Genomic DNA, 15,694 nt, shown 5'->3' with positions numbered 1-15,694 from the left:
TTATTTCGACTTTGATTGAGAGGGCGACAGGAAAGTTATTCCGGCGTAGGCTCAGCGTCGAGGCCCAACCAGCTAACACTTGAAACACCTTTCTCCATGCTCAGGCGGCTGGCGATGTGTTCAAGCTTGGATTGGTCCTTCGGGTGCAGCTTGAGCGTCGCCGTCACCTCGATACGTTGCGGGTCGTCCTCATAGTCGCGGCTGGTCAAACTCTGGAACGAAAGCGGCGCGGAGGACATCGAATTGGACAGTGATGCACGGATATGGACTTCATCGGCTTCGCGGCAGACCACGGTGAGCGTGTACTCACGCACAAGGTCCGCGGCCGATACAGGGGAGATATTGATTGCGCGGCTCACTTCGCGCAGAACGGTATTCGTGAGCAGCACGACAGCGGTTCCGGCGGCGGCGGCCCCAAAGTGCCCCGCACCGCATAAAACGCCGACTGCCGCTGAGCACCAGAGCGTGGCGGCTGTATTGACGCCTTGTATCGAGCCCTTGTCGCGCATGATGACGCCACCGCCGAGGAAGCCGACACCGGAGACGACATATGAGGCGATTTGCGTCACGCCCGTCGTGCCGTTTCCCGTCAGCACCCCCAGGGTGACGAACAGGCAGGCACCGCTCGCAACGAGCGTAATCGTACGCAACCCTGCTGTCCGTTGACGCATCTGGCGTTCGAGCCCAATGACCACGCCACATGCAAAAGCAGCGAGTAGACGCAAGACAAAATCAAGGGTCATGTTTTCCTGTTCTTTTTATAGGGAAGTGCGCAGGGCGCGCAACCTGCCGCCCTGCGGTAAAGACCGCTGAATATGATCTTGCGCCTGGCGCGCGCTGTGCAGCACACGCCTCATCCGTGTCGCAACGACGGGATGTGTGCAGCGTCTGCGTGAATGACCGAAAGTGCGGTCGACGCGAGCGTCTGTTCTATTTCAGGAACGTCATCTGCACGACCTTCACAACAACGAGTGCGACTGCCACGATCAGATAGCCGCGCAGCACGCCCATCCAGACGCGTTTGGACAGCGTGATATTCGGCGGCGGCAGGTCTTCCAGCGGCGGCATGCGCCACGTATCGCGGGCATTCTTCGGATACGCCTGCACGTCCGCATCCGCGGCTTCGCGACGGACTCGGCGAATCCCAACCGTGGCAGCGCAACCAAAGATGGCCAGGAGCGTCCCGCCAGCGAGCGTTTCCAGAATCGTTTCGCCCGTGATATCCGGGTAGACGACCGAGGCGGTCAGGATGATGGACAGCATCACCAGCACCCAGATCACGGCGCCCGTGAACAGGTTCAGTTTCTTCGAGTTGACCCACGGACCTAGTACGGCCTTGTCATTGCACAGCAGCAGCAGAAACACCGTGGCGCTCGGCAGCAGTACGCCTGCGAGCGTTTGTACGGCTTCAGTCAGCAGACCAAGCGGGCTACCGGGAATCAACACCAGTGCTGCAGCGGCGGCAACAATACCGAAGTAGACGAGATAGAAACCCTTGGCATCCGACACGGGACGATGCAGCGAGTGACGAATCTTGAACACGTCGCCGATCGCGTACGCGGTCGACAGCGACACAGCAGCAGCGCCGATGATGCAGGCATCGAGCAGTGCCACGGCGAAGAGCGTGGCGGATGTGCGACCCGCGTATTTTTCCAGACCTGCGATAACACCACCTGCGTCCGTGAAATTGCCGAACTCAGGCTTGCCGGCGTACATCGCCGCGCAGAATGAAATCATCGCCACGGCGCCAATCAGCACGAACACAATGCCAATCCACAAGTCGGCCTTTTCGTACTTCATGAAGCGCGGCGTGATGCGTTTGTCGACCACGTAGCTCTGCTGGAAGAACAGTTGCCACGGCGCGACCGTCGTGCCGACAATGCCGATGACGAGCAGCATCACATCGCTCAGCTTCGAGTGGGCAGGCCAGTTCGGAATGAAGAAGTCACGTGTCATCTGGCTAACCGGCGGATGAATCGACACCAGCACGGGCACCAGCAACAAACTCAGGAGGCACAGTACGACGGCGAAGCGTTCAAACCGTCTGAAATTGCCGGTACTGACGGCGGCCATCGTTAGTGCCGCAGCAATGCAGACGCCAAGAATCTTGGAGATGTCGAAGAAATCGAGGACGAACGTGATGCCGATGAACTCGGTCACGATAGTCAGCGCGTTAAGGATGAACAGGTCGACAACGCTGAACGCACCCCAGAATTTGCCGAAGCGTTCGAAGATGAGCCGTGCATGGCCGACACCGGTCACTGCACCGAGGCGCAGCACCATTTCCTGATTGACGAAGAGAACGGGCACGAGCAGCAGCATGGTCCACAGCAACGTGGTGCCGTAGTTCTGGCCAGCCTGAGTGTAGGTGCCGAAGGCGCCTGCATCGTTGTCGCCGACCATCACGATGAGGCCGGGCCCGAGGATCGCGAGCAGCGTACGGAAACGGGCCCACCAGTTGGTGCGCGGGGCGGTGTCGTGGTGCGCAATGGTGCCTAGCGCACCCTTGATGTCGCCGATGTGCGCCGAATCAAGTACTGCGCTCCGCGCGGTTGAAACCTGCGTTGGAGTAGACATTTTTCTTTCTTCCCTGGTTATGTTTATTGAAAGGAAAATGCGCTTCTCCGGCATACGTAAGGGCGTGCGTGTTGAAACCACGACGTCGCTTGCGTATGGCGGAAAGTTGCGCGGTAAAAAATCAGGAAACGAGGGTTTTGAAGCGCTGCCAGAGAGCAGCGAATTTATGCGGCGCGGGGGCGTGCAGCGCGAGCAGGGCGTCGTAATGGACGCGGGATTCCTGGACGTGCGGCAGTTGCGAGACGAGGAGGCCGAAGTTCATGATATTTCTCCGAGCGTTTGGCTTAACGCGATTTGCGGAAAGCCAGCAGACAGGGAGGCCGGGCGTGCTATACGCGCGGCGACAGACGTCTACTCGCTTTCCTCAGACAAAGGTAAAGGTGAGCGGCATATGGGGTAACTGTCACTGTCCGGCATGGCGGCTCCTTATCGAGGTCGGTACGCGCTTGCTGCATGTTTGCAATGCGCGTGCTTATCCACGCGTCCGCCTGCACCGTCGAAAACGACAAGGCGCGAACGGACGCAGCCGCGAGTTGACGCTCGCGACGCGGTGCCATACGGACGCGCAAACGCTGCGGCCATATGGCGCTAATCAAGGTGCACGGAGAGGGTTACTACGGCGCGCACCGTCTGCCTGAAGGCAAGACGGCGGCTGGATGAAGAGAGCGCGGACGTCCTGCCGGTCAGGCAGCGAAACTATTCGAAGGTCGACTACTGCAGGTGTCCAAGGCATCAGCCCCGTTTGTGAAGATTTTCGAATTTTAGGCGGCGCCCGAATCCGAAGTCAACATCATTCGTTAAGCAGAGCCAATATATATTCGCAGCACCGGTTTCTTTCAAAATAGAAAGGAAAGTCATCGGTGCCCGGAAATCACATTGGAATAAGAAACAGAATCATTCGGCGCGGAGTCCTGGTCAGGAGATTCGGACTGCGATGTCTTTGCGGTTTTTTTACTTGCAGTTTTTATCGCGAGCCGAATACAATCCGCCCGTCTCATCAAAAGGAGTCCCTCGTGGACACATGCTCCAGTAGTGGAAGTCCGATGCCGGCCCGTGCCGGCGAAGTAACCGCGAGATAGCCGCCGCAGGAACACTCCTTCGCCGCTAACTCGCTCTTGTCGGGTTAGCGCGCTTCATCACCGACTGGCTTTCCGCCGGTCTGTCAGCAGCACGCTCCCTTTGTTTGGCCGCTTGTCGCAAGTCCGCTTGCGAGACGCAGTCACGTCGTCACACGTCGCCCGGCTTGGTCGGGCAGGACGGGGGTGCGCTTATGTTCTTCAAATCATTCATTACTTTTTTCGGCGGCGCGGTTCATGCCCCGCACCCAATGCGGGTTGCCGCCCGTGCACATCTCATTGTCGCTTCCACGCCGGGGTCGGCAACGGCACACGCCGGCGTCCTCGGTCACGCTGGCGGAACCCGTAGGTCGGCAGCAGCAGGTCACCTGCGCCGGGTCGGAAAAATGGCCGTGCGCGCCGCCCTTCGGGTGGCCTATGTAGGCAACCCTTTAACACCTACCGGGTACGCGATTGTCGCCGTCACGGTAGCCGCTTTCGCGCTGGTCGCGATGCTGTGCACTTCCTCAGTCGGCAACGAGCTGGGTCGCTCGCTACGGCTGAGCTGGTGGTTCTCCTGAACAATCTGCGGTCACGGTTGCGCCACACATCGCGTGTCTTATCCATAAAACGAACGGATTTATCCGCCAGATAATCTCGCCCCCACTTGCCATGAAGAAAAACCTCAAGACCACCTTGCTGATGTGCGGTGCCCCCATCAGCCTGACCTGCCTGCTGTCTCTGGGCGTTGTACAGCCCGCGCTCGCCCAGGCGAGCGGGGACGCCGCGCCCGCCACCGCGCCGGCTGAGTCCGCGCCGCCGTCGTCAACGCCCGCACCGGATGCAGCGAAAGCGGACCAGACGCCGCCTGCGCCGACCGGCTTCTGGGATCGAGCGACACTTTTCGGGGACATGGGCGGGCTGCGGCCCTGGCTCGGCGACCACGGTGTGACGCTCAGTCTGCAGGAAACCAGTGAATATCTGAACAACCTGTCGGGTGGGACCCAACGCGGTGGCGCCTATGATGGGCTAACGCAGCTCGGTGTCGTGGTGGACACGCAAAAAGCGTTCGGCCTGCCGGGCGGTACCTTCAATGTGTCGGCGTTGCAGATTCACGGCACTAACCTGACCCAGCGGAACCTGCAGACCCTGCAAACAGCGACCGGCATCGAAGCGAATGCGACGACGAGACTGTGGGAACTCTGGTATCAGCAGTCCCTGCTCGCGGGCAAAGTCGATGTGAAGATCGGGCAGCAGGGTCTCGACCAGGAATTCATGACGAGCCAGTATGCGATCACGTTCATGAACGCGACGTTTGGCTGGCCGGTGCTGCCGTCCACCGATATGCCGGCTGGCGGACCTGCCTATCCGCTGTCGTCACTCGGGGTACGCATGCGAGCCACCCCTGCTGATTCGTGGACGGTGCTGGCTGGTGTGTTCGCCGGCAACCCGGCGGGCAATGGCATTGGCGATCCGCAGAAGCTGAACGCGCACGGCACCAATTTCAACCTGCATGACAGCGCCCTCTTCATCGGCGAAGTGCAGTACGCGATCAACCAGCCATCGGCTAACCCGTCGGACGCGAAACCCACAGGTCTGCCAGGTACTTACAAACTGGGCTTCTGGTACAACACGGGGAATTTTGCCGACCAGCAGTTCGACAACACCGGTCTGTCACTTGCGAATCCGGCTAGCACCGGCGTTCCACGCAATCACCGGGGCGACTACAGCTTCTACGCGGTGGCCGACCAGATGGTCTGGCGTGCGGGCCCGGACAGTCCGCAATCGTTGGGGGTGTTCGCCCGAATCATGGGCGCGCCGGGCGATCGCAATCTGGTCGACCTGGGGGTGAACGCCGGGGTGGCACTGAAGGCGCCGTTCAAGGGGCGCGACAATGACGTCGTCGGGATTGCGGTCGGCTACGCGAAGATTGGCTCGCACGCGCAGGACCTCGCGAGCGACACGGCTTCGCTCACAACGCCAGGGTATCCGTCGCGCAGTGCGGAGACCATCATCGAAGCGACCTATCAGTACCAGGTCACGCCGTGGTGGCAGTTGCAGGCGGACTTCCAGTATGCGTTCCGTCCGGCGGGCGGCATTCCGAATCCGGAGAACCCATCGCAGCGTGTCGGTAATGAGGCTGTTGTGGGCCTGAGGACCAACATCACGTTCTGATGTTGCTGTGCCAATACAACGTGTTGAGTCACGCGTTCGCTCGCGCAATCGGCGTCCTTCGTAGTGTGCTCTACGGGGACTCCTTTTGCGGACTACCTAAGATTCCAGATTCCCCAGATTGCGATCAGCAGAGCGGCGCCAAAACCACAGCCCAACAAGATGTAAGTATCCATTCCGAGCCTTCGAGATAGTGTGGGCGTGCGAGTCAGCACGCTATTGCAGCGGCATCGGCAGCACATTTGATTGCTCGACCGTGTAAGGTCGTTGATGGGTATGCCGTGCCTGATGCACAGTACATGTCACGCTACAATCAGTCGCCGAATACTACCTTCGCTTCCTTTCAGAAAGCATGACTGGTTCCTCCCTCCTCAAACCAAAAGTCTCATCCCCGCTGCGCTGGTTTGCTTTGTGGGGACCTGGACTGCTCGTCATGCTCGCTGACTGTGATGCCGGGAATGTTGTCACGGCGGCACAGGCCGGTGCGCAGTGGGGTCTTCAACTTCTGGTGGTGCTACTGGGCCTGATCCCGCTGCTTTATATGGTTCAGGAACTCACGGTCCGGCTTGGCATTTTTACCGGACGGGGCCACGGCGAACTCATTCGCTCGAACTTCGGTCCGCTATGGGCATGGGTATCCGCGACCGGACTCGTCATTGCCGTACTCGGCTCGCTGGTGACTGAATTCACCGGGGTTGCGGGCGTGGGAGAGATGTATGGTGTGTCCCGGTCCATTACGTTACCGCTTGCCGTTGTCGCCCTGATCGCCATCGTGTTCACAGGCTCGCATCGGCGTGTGGACAAGGTCGCCATCGTCATTGGGGCCTTCGAATTGATGTTTTTCGTTGTGGCATGGAAAGCACATCCGGACATCCACGAGGTGTTCCGGCAAATGGCTACGCTCCCACTTGGCAATCACCAGTTTGGATATCTTGCTGCTGCGCTGATTGGCGCGACGTTCAATCCATGGATGGTCTTCTATCAGCAGGCAGCGGTAGCGGATAAAAAACTCAGGCCGACAGACTACACGGCCGCTCGGGTTGAAACAGCCGTTGGTGCGGTACTCCCTCAGCTACTGACGGCAGCGGTCCTTGTCGCCGCAGCCGCAACGCTATGGGGAAGTGGTCATCCGGGCGCTTTGGAAAGCGTCGGTGAAATTAGTGACGCTCTCGCGACCGTAGTAGGTCCACACGCGGGACGCGTTCTCTTCAGTGCAGGCGTTCTTGGTGCATCGATGGTGGCCGCGATTGTCTGCTCACTGTCGCTGGCATGGGGGCTGGGCGAAGTGGCGGGATACCGGCGCTCGCTCGAAGACCGGCCCACGAGCGCGCCGTGGTTTTACGGGGTGTATGTGGCATCCGTCGCCGGCAGCGCTTACGTCGTCTGGTTAGCGCCGAATCTCGTTTCGCTGAACGTCGCGGCGCAGGTCGTCAACGCGTTGATGCTGCCGCTCGTGGTTGGATTACTCATCGCACTCAGCGTCACTGCGCTGCCTCGCCAGCATCGGCCTCGTGGCGCTTACTTGTGGCTCGTTTCCGGGGTTGCCGCGGTCGTGTGTGTTGCGGGCATTGTCGGCGCTGCTTTTGGGGTCCTCTCCTAACGGGCGCGTGGTTTCTCAGAAGGAACGAAAACCGGCAGACAACCAGATGGCTTCGCCATGAGACCCCGCATCGAACTCGCAGAGATGCCAGATGCGCTCATGTCCCCGGCAAAAGCGACTGGGCCTGCTTGAGAAGCGCGTGCGCCCCGGCAAACTCATTACGCCCAGCCATAGTGATTGCAGCGTGCCCTGTGCTAGCGAACAGCTCGTCGTTGGATGTTGCGACCGTATTCAAACCGGGACCAGGATGATCGTATCGGCGAAAGAACGCGAGCATCTGGAAAGCATCCGACCGCCCGCCTTCGGGACCGGCTTTGGCGAGAAGCTCAGCGGCGGCTGCCAACTGCCGGGTGGCAGCGAGGAATTCAGAGCGTTCCATGACATCGGTCTCCTTATCAGTCGCCGTCGCCGGTGCTGTAGTACGCGCTAAGCGATTAATTTCCAAGCATGAAGTCGAGCATCATCTCCTGTACTGCCTCGACCATCTGCACACCATTCGCTGTCTTGCAGCCCGCGGCTTGGGCCGCCTGCAAAAATGGCGTCGTTCCATGCCCGGCGATTACGTCACCCACGAACATGGACGAGGCAAGCAGATCCGCAGCAACCGGAAGCGGGTCACATGCGGCCATGCCCATTGGCGTGGCATTACAGACCATATCACAGCCTGTCGCGTCTGCCGGACCGGCGCTCACTCGGACGCGCCCCAGATCGGCTACGACCTCCATCAACTGCACAACGCGCGATGCGTGAGCGTCGTGAATGATCAACTCGCTAACACCGGCCTCAAGCAGGGCAATAGCGATCGCGCTACCTGCTGCGCCGGCGCCAACCAGCAGCACGCGCGCCCCCTCAGGCCTCGCGCCTGCGTCTATCTGAGCCTTGACGAAGGCGAGACCGTCGAGCATTGCACCATGCCACGTACCATCAGGATTGCGACGCATTACGCTCACGCCGCCGAGCAGCCTCGCCGTCTCGGAGCGGGTCGCGCAGTACGTAAAGGCGGTGAACTTGTGCGGCATGGTGACAAGCAGACCGTCGACATTTGGCGTGCTTGTGAGACCTCGCATGACGACTTCCAGATCACCGCCCGGCACCTGCATGGGTATGCAGATACCATTGTGGCCCCGTGCCGCGAAGCCGCTGGTCAAGCGTTGTGGTGACTTCACGAATTCGATCGGATCGCCGATGATCGGAAACAGCCGCGTCTCACCACTTAGATTTTCAAGCATTCTGCTTCACCGCACCGTATAACCGCCGTCGACAGCCAGCGCGTGGCCGATTACGAAGCTGGCGCCGGGACTGCAAAGCCAGAGCACCGCGGACGCAATTTCTTCAGGCCGGCCCAGTCGCCCGATGGGCTGCTCCTTCATCAACGCGTCCATCGCCTCGGGTTCACGCTCGATCATGCCGGTGACCATCGGCGTCGCGATGATGCCGGGGCAGATCGCGTTGACGCGAATGCCCCGTTCGGCGTACTCGAGTCCGGCGCTCTTGGTCAATCCAAGTACGCCATGTTTGGACGCATGATAGACGCCGCGGCCGGCAATCCCCACCAGGCCACCCAATGACGAACAGTTGACGATCGCGCCACTTCCCTGTTTGCGCATCTGGAGCAATTCATATTTCATGCAGTTCCAGACACCGCGCAGATTGATCGCCATCACGTGATCGTACTCTTCGCTACTGGCGTCGGCGGTCTCGGCAACCGGACTGTTGATACCGGCATTGTTGTACGCAGCATCGAGGCGGCCGAACGCAGACATCGTCAGATCAACCATCTCCTTGACCTGCGCCTCATCGGCCACATCGCATCGCACTGCAATGGCCTTGTGGCCTGCCGATACGAGTCCCGCCGCGGCGTCACGAACCGTCTCTTCATTAAAATCCGCGAGAGCGACTGCTGCCCCAGCTTCGGCAAATGCTTTGGCAGTGGCCAGACCCATGCCGGAGCCCGCCCCGGTCACAAGCGCAACCTGACCTTCGAAAGTAATGTTCATATCTGGCTCGCCTCGATCGTTTAGTCAGCCAGATGATAGGGAGAGTTGCGCTATTGATTAAGCCCACGAAACTGCAAACGGTCATGAACCAGAATCATGAGTCCTGGAAAGCTGACGCGGAACTAGCCCGCTTTCGGACGATAGCGCAGCGAATCGATAATCAGCGCCATGGCTCGCGAGGTTTCGGAACGGCTCGCGTAGTAGGCATGCAAGCCTGGGAACGTCGGACACCAATCGTCGAGGACACGATCAAGACGCCCTGCGGCAACGTGAGGCTGCGCCAGGTCAGACGGTAGGTACGCAAGGCCGTAGCCCGCCAACGCGGCGTCGAGCATGTGATAGGTGCCGTTAAAAGCGAGCTGGCCCTCCACGCGAACCTGAACTTCCCGACTTCCCTTTTTGAGTTCCCATGCGTAAAACGCCCCATGTGTCGGCAGACGCAGATTGATGCAGTTATGCGCCATCAGGTCCTGGGGCGTTTTCGGCAGCGCTTGCTTGTCCAGGTACGCCGGCGAGCCAACGATCGACATCTTCATGGCCGGCGCAATGCGAACCGCGATCATGTCCTTCGCGACCTGGTCCCCGTGACGGATCCCGATATCGTAGCGATCCGCGACGATATCGGTGAGACCATAATCCGTAATGATTTCAACCTTGATCTCTGGATACTTGCGGAGCACCTTGGACAGCTTGGGCCAGAGAATTGTGTTCGTCGCGTAATCTGTCGCGGTGATGCGAATCGTGCCGGCAGGCACATCGCGAAGCTCGGTTACCGCGGTCAGTTCAGCGTCGATCTCCTCGAAACGCGGCGCCACAGTCCGCAGGATACGCTCGCCTGCCTCGGTCGGCGCTACGCTGCGCGTGGTTCGCGTCAGCAGCCGGAGGCCGAGTCTATTTTCGAGCGCACGGATCGTATGGCTCAAAGCCGATTGGGACACCCCTAGCTGGGCGGCCGCGCGGGTGAAGCTGCGTTCGCGCGCAACAGCGATGAAGGCAAGCAGGTCGTTGAAATTTTCGCGTGCCATTAATGAACTGACCTCATAGATGTTTGCGAAATTTAACCACTAGTCGCGCAGGAGCGCACTGGTTAAATTCGTGAGGTCAATCGAGAGGAACGTCACATGAATTAGCTCGGCCGCTTCTCGAACACATCCTTTACAACCGGCAATGCGGAGAACACATTCGGCCAACCTGCGTAGAACGCCAACTGTGTCATCACCTCAGAGGCCTGCTCCTGCGTCAAACCATTGTCCATTGCCCGGTTCAGGTGATAGGTCAATTGCGGGACCTGCCCTGTGGCGACAAGCGCACTGACCGTCACCAGACTCCGGTCTCGAGGTGCCAGACCCGGGCGCAGCCACAGATCACGGAAAAGCGCATCCGTTGTGTAGTGCACGACACCTGGCGCCACAGTGCCGAAGTTTTTATCGACTGCGGTTGCGCGCTGAGCCTCGGCAGCCTCGTCGAGAGGAAGACGTTCGGCCGGGACAGCCGGCAGGTTCGCTAGTGTGATTCCGCGCTTGTCGAACACAGCTTTTGCAGCCACGACCGCAGACGCGGCATTACCCCACCCGGAATAGAACGCCAGATGCGTAATGATCTCGGAGATCTCGCCTGGTTTCACGCCACTGTCGAGCGCCAGATTCAGGTAGTACGGCATCTCGGTTGTCTGATTGCGTGCAATCAGTACCGACAACGTGACGATGCTGCGATCCCGCGAAGACAGTTGAGGACGCGTCCACAGATCGCCGAGCAGTGTGCCTTTCGTGTAATGCTCAAGCGCAGGCGAGACCGTGTGCATCGCCTCGAGCGTGGATGTCAGCGGGAGAGAATCTGCATTGTTCATATCGGTTGTCCTTTCCATTTGCGAACAGGCACACATCCCCAAGGACAGCGCGGCAGCCGCTACAGCGAGAGATTTCATCTTTCGGTTCCGTTCTTTGGATGCCCGCATGGGCAAAGCGGGCCCGTCGCATGGGACCGGTAGTCCTCAGGTTGATGTTGGCGAGTTCCTTGCCAATCTAACCGTCACGCGCGCGCGTGACTAGACGCCAGAATCCGCAAACACTTATGAAACAAGTTCATTAATGGCAAAGAGCCTCCACGGTTTGCCTGTCTTCATCACCATGGCTCCAAAATGCGGCCCGTTTGCACAAACGCGCAATCGTATTCATGAAGCACACTCATAACAGTTTGCTGTTTCATGGACTTAATCTATAGACGGCGAATGCCTATCATTTGATCTGAACTGTGGCTTTGCAGTCCAGCAGCCAGCTTGGTTGTCGATCACGCGCTAACGGTCGATGGCGGCTTCGCAGCGTGATAAATCGCAGATGTAACCTGTATGGAGAAAGGTAATGGATTATCGATATCTGGGCCGTAGCGCCCTCAAGGTTTCGTCCTTGTGTCTGGGCGCGATGATGTTCGGTGGAGAAACGGACGAAGCCACGTCGAAGCGAATCATCGATAAGGCGTTCGATCAGGGCGTCAATTTCATCGATACGGCGGATGTCTACCACGCCGGCCGTTCCGAGGAAATCGTCGGACGGGCGATCGCGGACCGGCGCGACAGTTGGGTGATCGCCACGAAGTTTGGCTATCCGACGACTCAGGGTCCGAACGAACAAGGCCAGTCGCGCAAGTGGATCATCCAGTCAGTCGAAGCCAGCCTCAAGCGCCTGGGCACGGACTACATCGACATCCTCTACTTCCATCGCACGCTGCTCGATGCGCCGCTCGAAGAAGGTGTCCGCGCGATTGGCGATTTGATTCGCCAGGGTAAGGTTCGTTACTTCGGCATGTCCAACTTCCGCGGCTGGCGAATCGCCGAAATCGTGCGTCTTGCTGACCAACTCGGCATCGATCGGCCGGTTGCAAGCGAGCCGCTCTACAACATGGTGGATCGTACCGCCGAGGTCGAGCAACTGCCCGCGGCCGCGCACTACGGCATCGGGGTCGTGCCTTATAGCCCGCTCGCTCGCGGTGTGCTGACCGGCAAATACGCGCTGGATGGTGCGCCGCCGCCGGATTCGCGCGCAGGGCGCGGCGACAAGCGCATCCAGCAAACCGAATGGCGGCCTGAATCGCTGGCGATCGCACAACAGGTTGCCGCCCACGCCGAGGCACGCGGTACGACTTCGATCGCCTTCGCCCTGGCGTGGGTGCTCAAGAACGAACTCGTCAGCTCGACTATCGCCGGTCCTCGCACAGAGGCTCATTGGGACAGCTACGTTCAGGCGCTCGACGTGCAACTGGTACCCGAAGACGAGAAGTTCGTAGACAGTCTGGTGCCGCCCGGCCACGCTTCGACCCCGGGCTACACGGATCCGGGATATCCGATCGAGGGTCGCCGGGTGTAAGGCGATTGAAATTTCGTCGTCGCGCCGTCTTGCGCGATCGCCCGGATCAGTCCTTGCCCGTGATCATTGTCCTTGAAAATCTCCGAAAACATGTATATATATACAGTCTGGTTGGATATACAGTTCCGGAGGGCGACATGGAGCATCTGGTGCGTGTACAGAATGAACGGGATCGTCGCACGCTCGCGTGGCTGCGTGCGCTGGTCGGCGATGCAGCGATCGCGGCCGCGGCGCAGCGATATATGGGTCCGGCGAAGCCGTACCTGTCAACGGTGCGCCGAATGCTTGGCGTGACGGTGCCGCAGTTCGCCGCACCGCGCCAGCGCGTTGCGAGTGCGACGGCCGAGCAGTCGCTGGCAGCGATCCGGCAGATCCTGGCGTCTCGCAGCGGACGCCAGATGCCGGCGACTGATTCGCTGCGCCGTCGGTGAAAATCTCTGCCGCGCGCCGGCACAGTGACTATGATGTAAAGGTGGTCCGTGCTAGCGACACGTGACTACAAAACGGGGCAAAGGCGGGGCTGGCGGGTAACTGGCCGCCCGTCTTTGCTCCGCCAGATCGTGGTCCGCGAAGGCGAACAGGCACGGATGCCTTCTCGCAATCTGCGATGGGCGCAACGCCCGAATCGGCCTGGTTAAGCGTACGGCGCCACCCAAGACTTCTCTACCCAAGCGTGCCGTTCAACTTCCCAAGTCCACGCGCTGCGGTGCTGACGATGAATGTCGAGATACGCCTGCGCTAGGGCATCAGGATCCAACCATTTGTCGCCTGTGCCGCCGTCATCCGGCTGGGGTACGCTACTCGCGACTACGTGACCGCGTCCGTTTCCGCACATCCCGACTTGTTAGCGAAGTGGGTTGCGGGATGATCGCTTCGTCATATTGTCCGCCGGCAACATGCCCGGCAACGCCTCAACAAAGAAATCCGCTTGCAATGCAGCCCCAGCCTGCACGTCGTACTGTGCAAAGTCGCGTACCCCTGCTGCCAGCAGAACTTCGTCGTCGAGGAAGAAGTTTCCCGAGCACTCTTTGGCTGGGCGCGTCAGGATATAGTGGGCCGCGTCGGCAACTATCTCAGGCTTGCGACACGCTGCAATCATGTCCTTCCCGCCAATCTCATTTCGCACCGCGGCAGTCGCGATAGCTGTTCGGGGCCATAGTGAATTGACGGCGACACCCCGGTCTCTAAACTCGCCGGCAAGCGCCAGGGTGAACAGACTCATCGTGTACTTTGCAATGGTGTAAGCCGGAAAGTCGCTAAACCATTTTGCGTCGCTGACCAGTGGTGGGGACAGTGTAAGGATGTGCGGGTTCGCCGAATTGAGGAGGTGCGGCAGGCACGCTTGCGCGCACACGAACGTGCCTCTGCCATTGACTCCATGCATCAGGTCGTACCGTTTGACAGGCGTGTCTAACGTGCCCGTCAGCCGAATCGCGCTGGCATTGTTGACGAGGATATCGATGCCACCGAACAACGCAACGGCCTCGGCAACCGCGGCTTTCACGCGTTCTTCGTCGCGAATATCCACCACAAGCGGGAGCGCCTTGCCGCCAGCAGCTTCAATGGCGGCAGCCGCCGTGTGAATCGTACCCTCGAGACGCGGGTCTGGGTCGGCGGTCTTGGCGGCAATCACGACATTCGCGCCGTCGCGTGCGGCTCTGAGTGCAATCGCGAGTCCGATGCCGCGACTGCCACCGGACATGAACAGTGTCTTGCCAGCAAGGCTCATGATCGTCTCCTGATGATTTACAGCAGCATACGCTTCTGCATTCATTGACGCGCACAGGGGAAGTGCGGCCTACGCGTCCCCAACCTCCCCCAGCAGTGGGATACCCGCGAACCCGCGATGGGCGCAGCAGCGCCGCATTGTTCGCTTTGTAGCAATTGTGATTTCACCCTATTGGTATAGAAAAAGGATAGGCGCCGCCTAAACTGACTCCTGTCAGCGTCACGCGTCTCACTCGACTCGTGACGCTCTTAAATATCGGATTGGGGATTCATCATGAAAAGCAAACTTCTTGCAGCTCTGCTCATCGCAGCGACTACCGCTATCGCCACGCCTGCATTTGCCAGCGGCTATGGTCCGGCACCTTCCTATCGCCCTTCGGTGGGCGCGCCCGCATCGCAGCGAGGCCAGAGCGCGCAAACCGTTGCAGTCGAACGCAACGATGCGGTGGGGTCCGTCAATGATTCGTATGGTGGCGTCGTTGCATCGTCTTCGGAGTCTGGCATCCGTCAGCCTGCCCAGGCTGCTGGTCGTCTGTACGCAGGTCACTAATCGCCGTCTGCTGACAGAGAGCGTAGCGAGGTGTCGAAATGTTGAAAATTATCGAGGGTGCAGTGTTCCTGGGTGCGTTGATACTTTATCTGGTGCCCGCAATGATTGCAGACGCTAGAGAACGCGAAGACGCCTTTGCGGTGACGATGGTGAACGTCCTGCTCGGCTGGACGGTTATCGGTTGGTTCGCAGCGCTAGTATGGGCGCGGCATCCGGTCAGCGACCGCCGTATGAAGCACTTCGCAAGACGGGCACAACGCGCGGTCGCACGCGTCACCATTGATGAAATAGTTGCTCGAGCTAAAAGTCGTGCTGGCTCAGTTCCTGTGTTGAACCCACGTTTGGTGCCGGTAATCTCGCGAATCGCAGCAAACCATCGTTACCAGCAAAGAAGCTAGCGGTTGTCGCGGACCATGCATGACTGGGTTGTTTGGCATTCGGATGGCGGGCACTGTGCAGCGCTTCGCTTTCGAACTGCCGAGTCGATTGACCATAGCGACGATGCTGTGATCAATTGAAGGGTTTTTCTTGGGAGATTAAAAATGGATGTGCCTGTTACCGCGGAGCAAATTCGTACGCTCGCGTTCTATCTTTGGGAGAAAGAAGGGAGTCCCGACGGACGCTCCCAGGAGTACTGGGAAAAGGCATGGCAGCAG

General features: G+C 59.5%; 16 protein-coding genes. 7 read left to right on the top strand and 9 right to left on the bottom strand.

Annotated elements, in window-relative coordinates; translation table 11 throughout:
• Positions 1-35: 35 nt before the first annotated feature.
• From PQQ96_RS39505 to PQQ96_RS39495, 3 genes are all read right to left on the bottom strand, one after another.
• Positions 36-743: an MgtC/SapB family protein gene (locus PQQ96_RS39505; RefSeq protein ID WP_408302460.1), complete on the bottom strand. Its 708-nt coding sequence runs from the start codon at positions 741-743 to the stop codon at positions 36-38.
• Positions 744-930: 187 nt separating this feature from the next.
• On the bottom strand, positions 931-2,577 hold the full coding sequence (locus tag PQQ96_RS39500) for an Nramp family divalent metal transporter (protein ID WP_408302457.1): 1,647 nt from the start codon (positions 2,575-2,577) through the stop codon (positions 931-933).
• A 121-nt stretch (positions 2,578-2,698) separates the two neighbouring features.
• Complete coding sequence (locus PQQ96_RS39495) at positions 2,699-2,839, bottom strand: hypothetical protein (RefSeq protein WP_408302455.1); 141 nt, start codon at positions 2,837-2,839, stop codon at positions 2,699-2,701.
• 1,465 nt (positions 2,840-4,304) lie between these two features.
• Between PQQ96_RS39495 and PQQ96_RS39490 the strand changes: the two genes are divergently transcribed.
• Together PQQ96_RS39490 and PQQ96_RS39485 are read left to right on the top strand one after the other, a co-directional pair.
• On the top strand, positions 4,305-5,807 hold the full coding sequence (locus tag PQQ96_RS39490; protein ID WP_408302453.1) for a carbohydrate porin: 1,503 nt from the start codon (positions 4,305-4,307) through the stop codon (positions 5,805-5,807).
• Between the two features lie 430 nt (positions 5,808-6,237).
• The gene (locus PQQ96_RS39485) at positions 6,238-7,404 is read left to right on the top strand and encodes an NRAMP family divalent metal transporter (protein ID WP_408302451.1); all 1,167 of its coding nucleotides are present in this window, start codon (positions 6,238-6,240) and stop codon (positions 7,402-7,404) included.
• A gap of 97 nt (positions 7,405-7,501) precedes the next feature.
• Here PQQ96_RS39485 and PQQ96_RS39480 read toward each other — a convergent pair whose 3' ends face one another.
• The 5 genes from PQQ96_RS39480 to PQQ96_RS39460 all read right to left on the bottom strand — a co-directional run bounded on the left by PQQ96_RS39480 (position 7,502) and on the right by PQQ96_RS39460 (position 11,247).
• Positions 7,502-7,783: a hypothetical protein gene (locus PQQ96_RS39480; protein WP_408302450.1), complete on the bottom strand. Its 282-nt coding sequence runs from the start codon at positions 7,781-7,783 to the stop codon at positions 7,502-7,504.
• 55 nt (positions 7,784-7,838) lie between these two features.
• Positions 7,839-8,633: a shikimate dehydrogenase family protein gene (locus PQQ96_RS39475; protein ID WP_408302448.1), complete on the bottom strand. Its 795-nt coding sequence runs from the start codon at positions 8,631-8,633 to the stop codon at positions 7,839-7,841.
• Positions 8,634-8,639: 6 nt separating this feature from the next.
• Positions 8,640-9,401, bottom strand: a complete 762-nt coding sequence (locus PQQ96_RS39470) for a glucose 1-dehydrogenase (protein ID WP_408302447.1) — start codon at positions 9,399-9,401, stop codon at positions 8,640-8,642.
• Positions 9,402-9,523: 122 nt separating this feature from the next.
• On the bottom strand, positions 9,524-10,426 hold the full coding sequence (locus PQQ96_RS39465; protein ID WP_408302445.1) for a LysR family transcriptional regulator: 903 nt from the start codon (positions 10,424-10,426) through the stop codon (positions 9,524-9,526).
• A 101-nt stretch (positions 10,427-10,527) separates the two neighbouring features.
• On the bottom strand, positions 10,528-11,247 hold the full coding sequence (locus PQQ96_RS39460; RefSeq protein ID WP_408302443.1) for a carboxymuconolactone decarboxylase family protein: 720 nt from the start codon (positions 11,245-11,247) through the stop codon (positions 10,528-10,530).
• A 511-nt stretch (positions 11,248-11,758) separates the two neighbouring features.
• Here PQQ96_RS39460 and PQQ96_RS39455 point away from each other — a divergent pair.
• Positions 11,759-12,760: an aldo/keto reductase gene (locus tag PQQ96_RS39455; RefSeq protein WP_408302441.1), complete on the top strand. Its 1,002-nt coding sequence runs from the start codon at positions 11,759-11,761 to the stop codon at positions 12,758-12,760.
• Positions 12,761-12,897: 137 nt separating this feature from the next.
• Positions 12,898-13,191, top strand: a complete 294-nt coding sequence (locus PQQ96_RS39450) for a CppA family protein (protein ID WP_408302440.1) — start codon at positions 12,898-12,900, stop codon at positions 13,189-13,191.
• 413 nt (positions 13,192-13,604) lie between these two features.
• Here PQQ96_RS39450 and PQQ96_RS39445 read toward each other — a convergent pair whose 3' ends face one another.
• Positions 13,605-14,489, bottom strand: a complete 885-nt coding sequence (locus tag PQQ96_RS39445; RefSeq protein ID WP_408302463.1) for an SDR family oxidoreductase — start codon at positions 14,487-14,489, stop codon at positions 13,605-13,607.
• 273 nt (positions 14,490-14,762) lie between these two features.
• Between PQQ96_RS39445 and PQQ96_RS39440 the strand changes: the two genes are divergently transcribed.
• The 3 genes from PQQ96_RS39440 to PQQ96_RS39430 all read left to right on the top strand — a co-directional run.
• Entirely contained in the window at positions 14,763-15,038 is a 276-nt protein-coding gene (locus tag PQQ96_RS39440; protein WP_408302439.1) for a hypothetical protein, read from the top strand.
• Positions 15,039-15,076: 38 nt separating this feature from the next.
• On the top strand, positions 15,077-15,436 hold the full coding sequence (locus PQQ96_RS39435; protein ID WP_408302438.1) for a superinfection immunity protein: 360 nt from the start codon (positions 15,077-15,079) through the stop codon (positions 15,434-15,436).
• A gap of 144 nt (positions 15,437-15,580) precedes the next feature.
• On the top strand, positions 15,581-15,694 hold a 114-nt coding region (locus PQQ96_RS39430; RefSeq protein WP_408302461.1), incomplete at its 3' end, for a DUF2934 domain-containing protein.

The sequence above is a fragment of the Paraburkholderia sediminicola genome, from assembly GCF_046027825.1.
In the GTDB taxonomy this organism is placed as follows: domain Bacteria; phylum Pseudomonadota; class Gammaproteobacteria; order Burkholderiales; family Burkholderiaceae; genus Paraburkholderia; species Paraburkholderia sediminicola_D.
The sequence above is the reverse complement of the archived record's forward strand: the minus strand, read 5'-3'. Positions and strand labels throughout refer to the sequence as shown.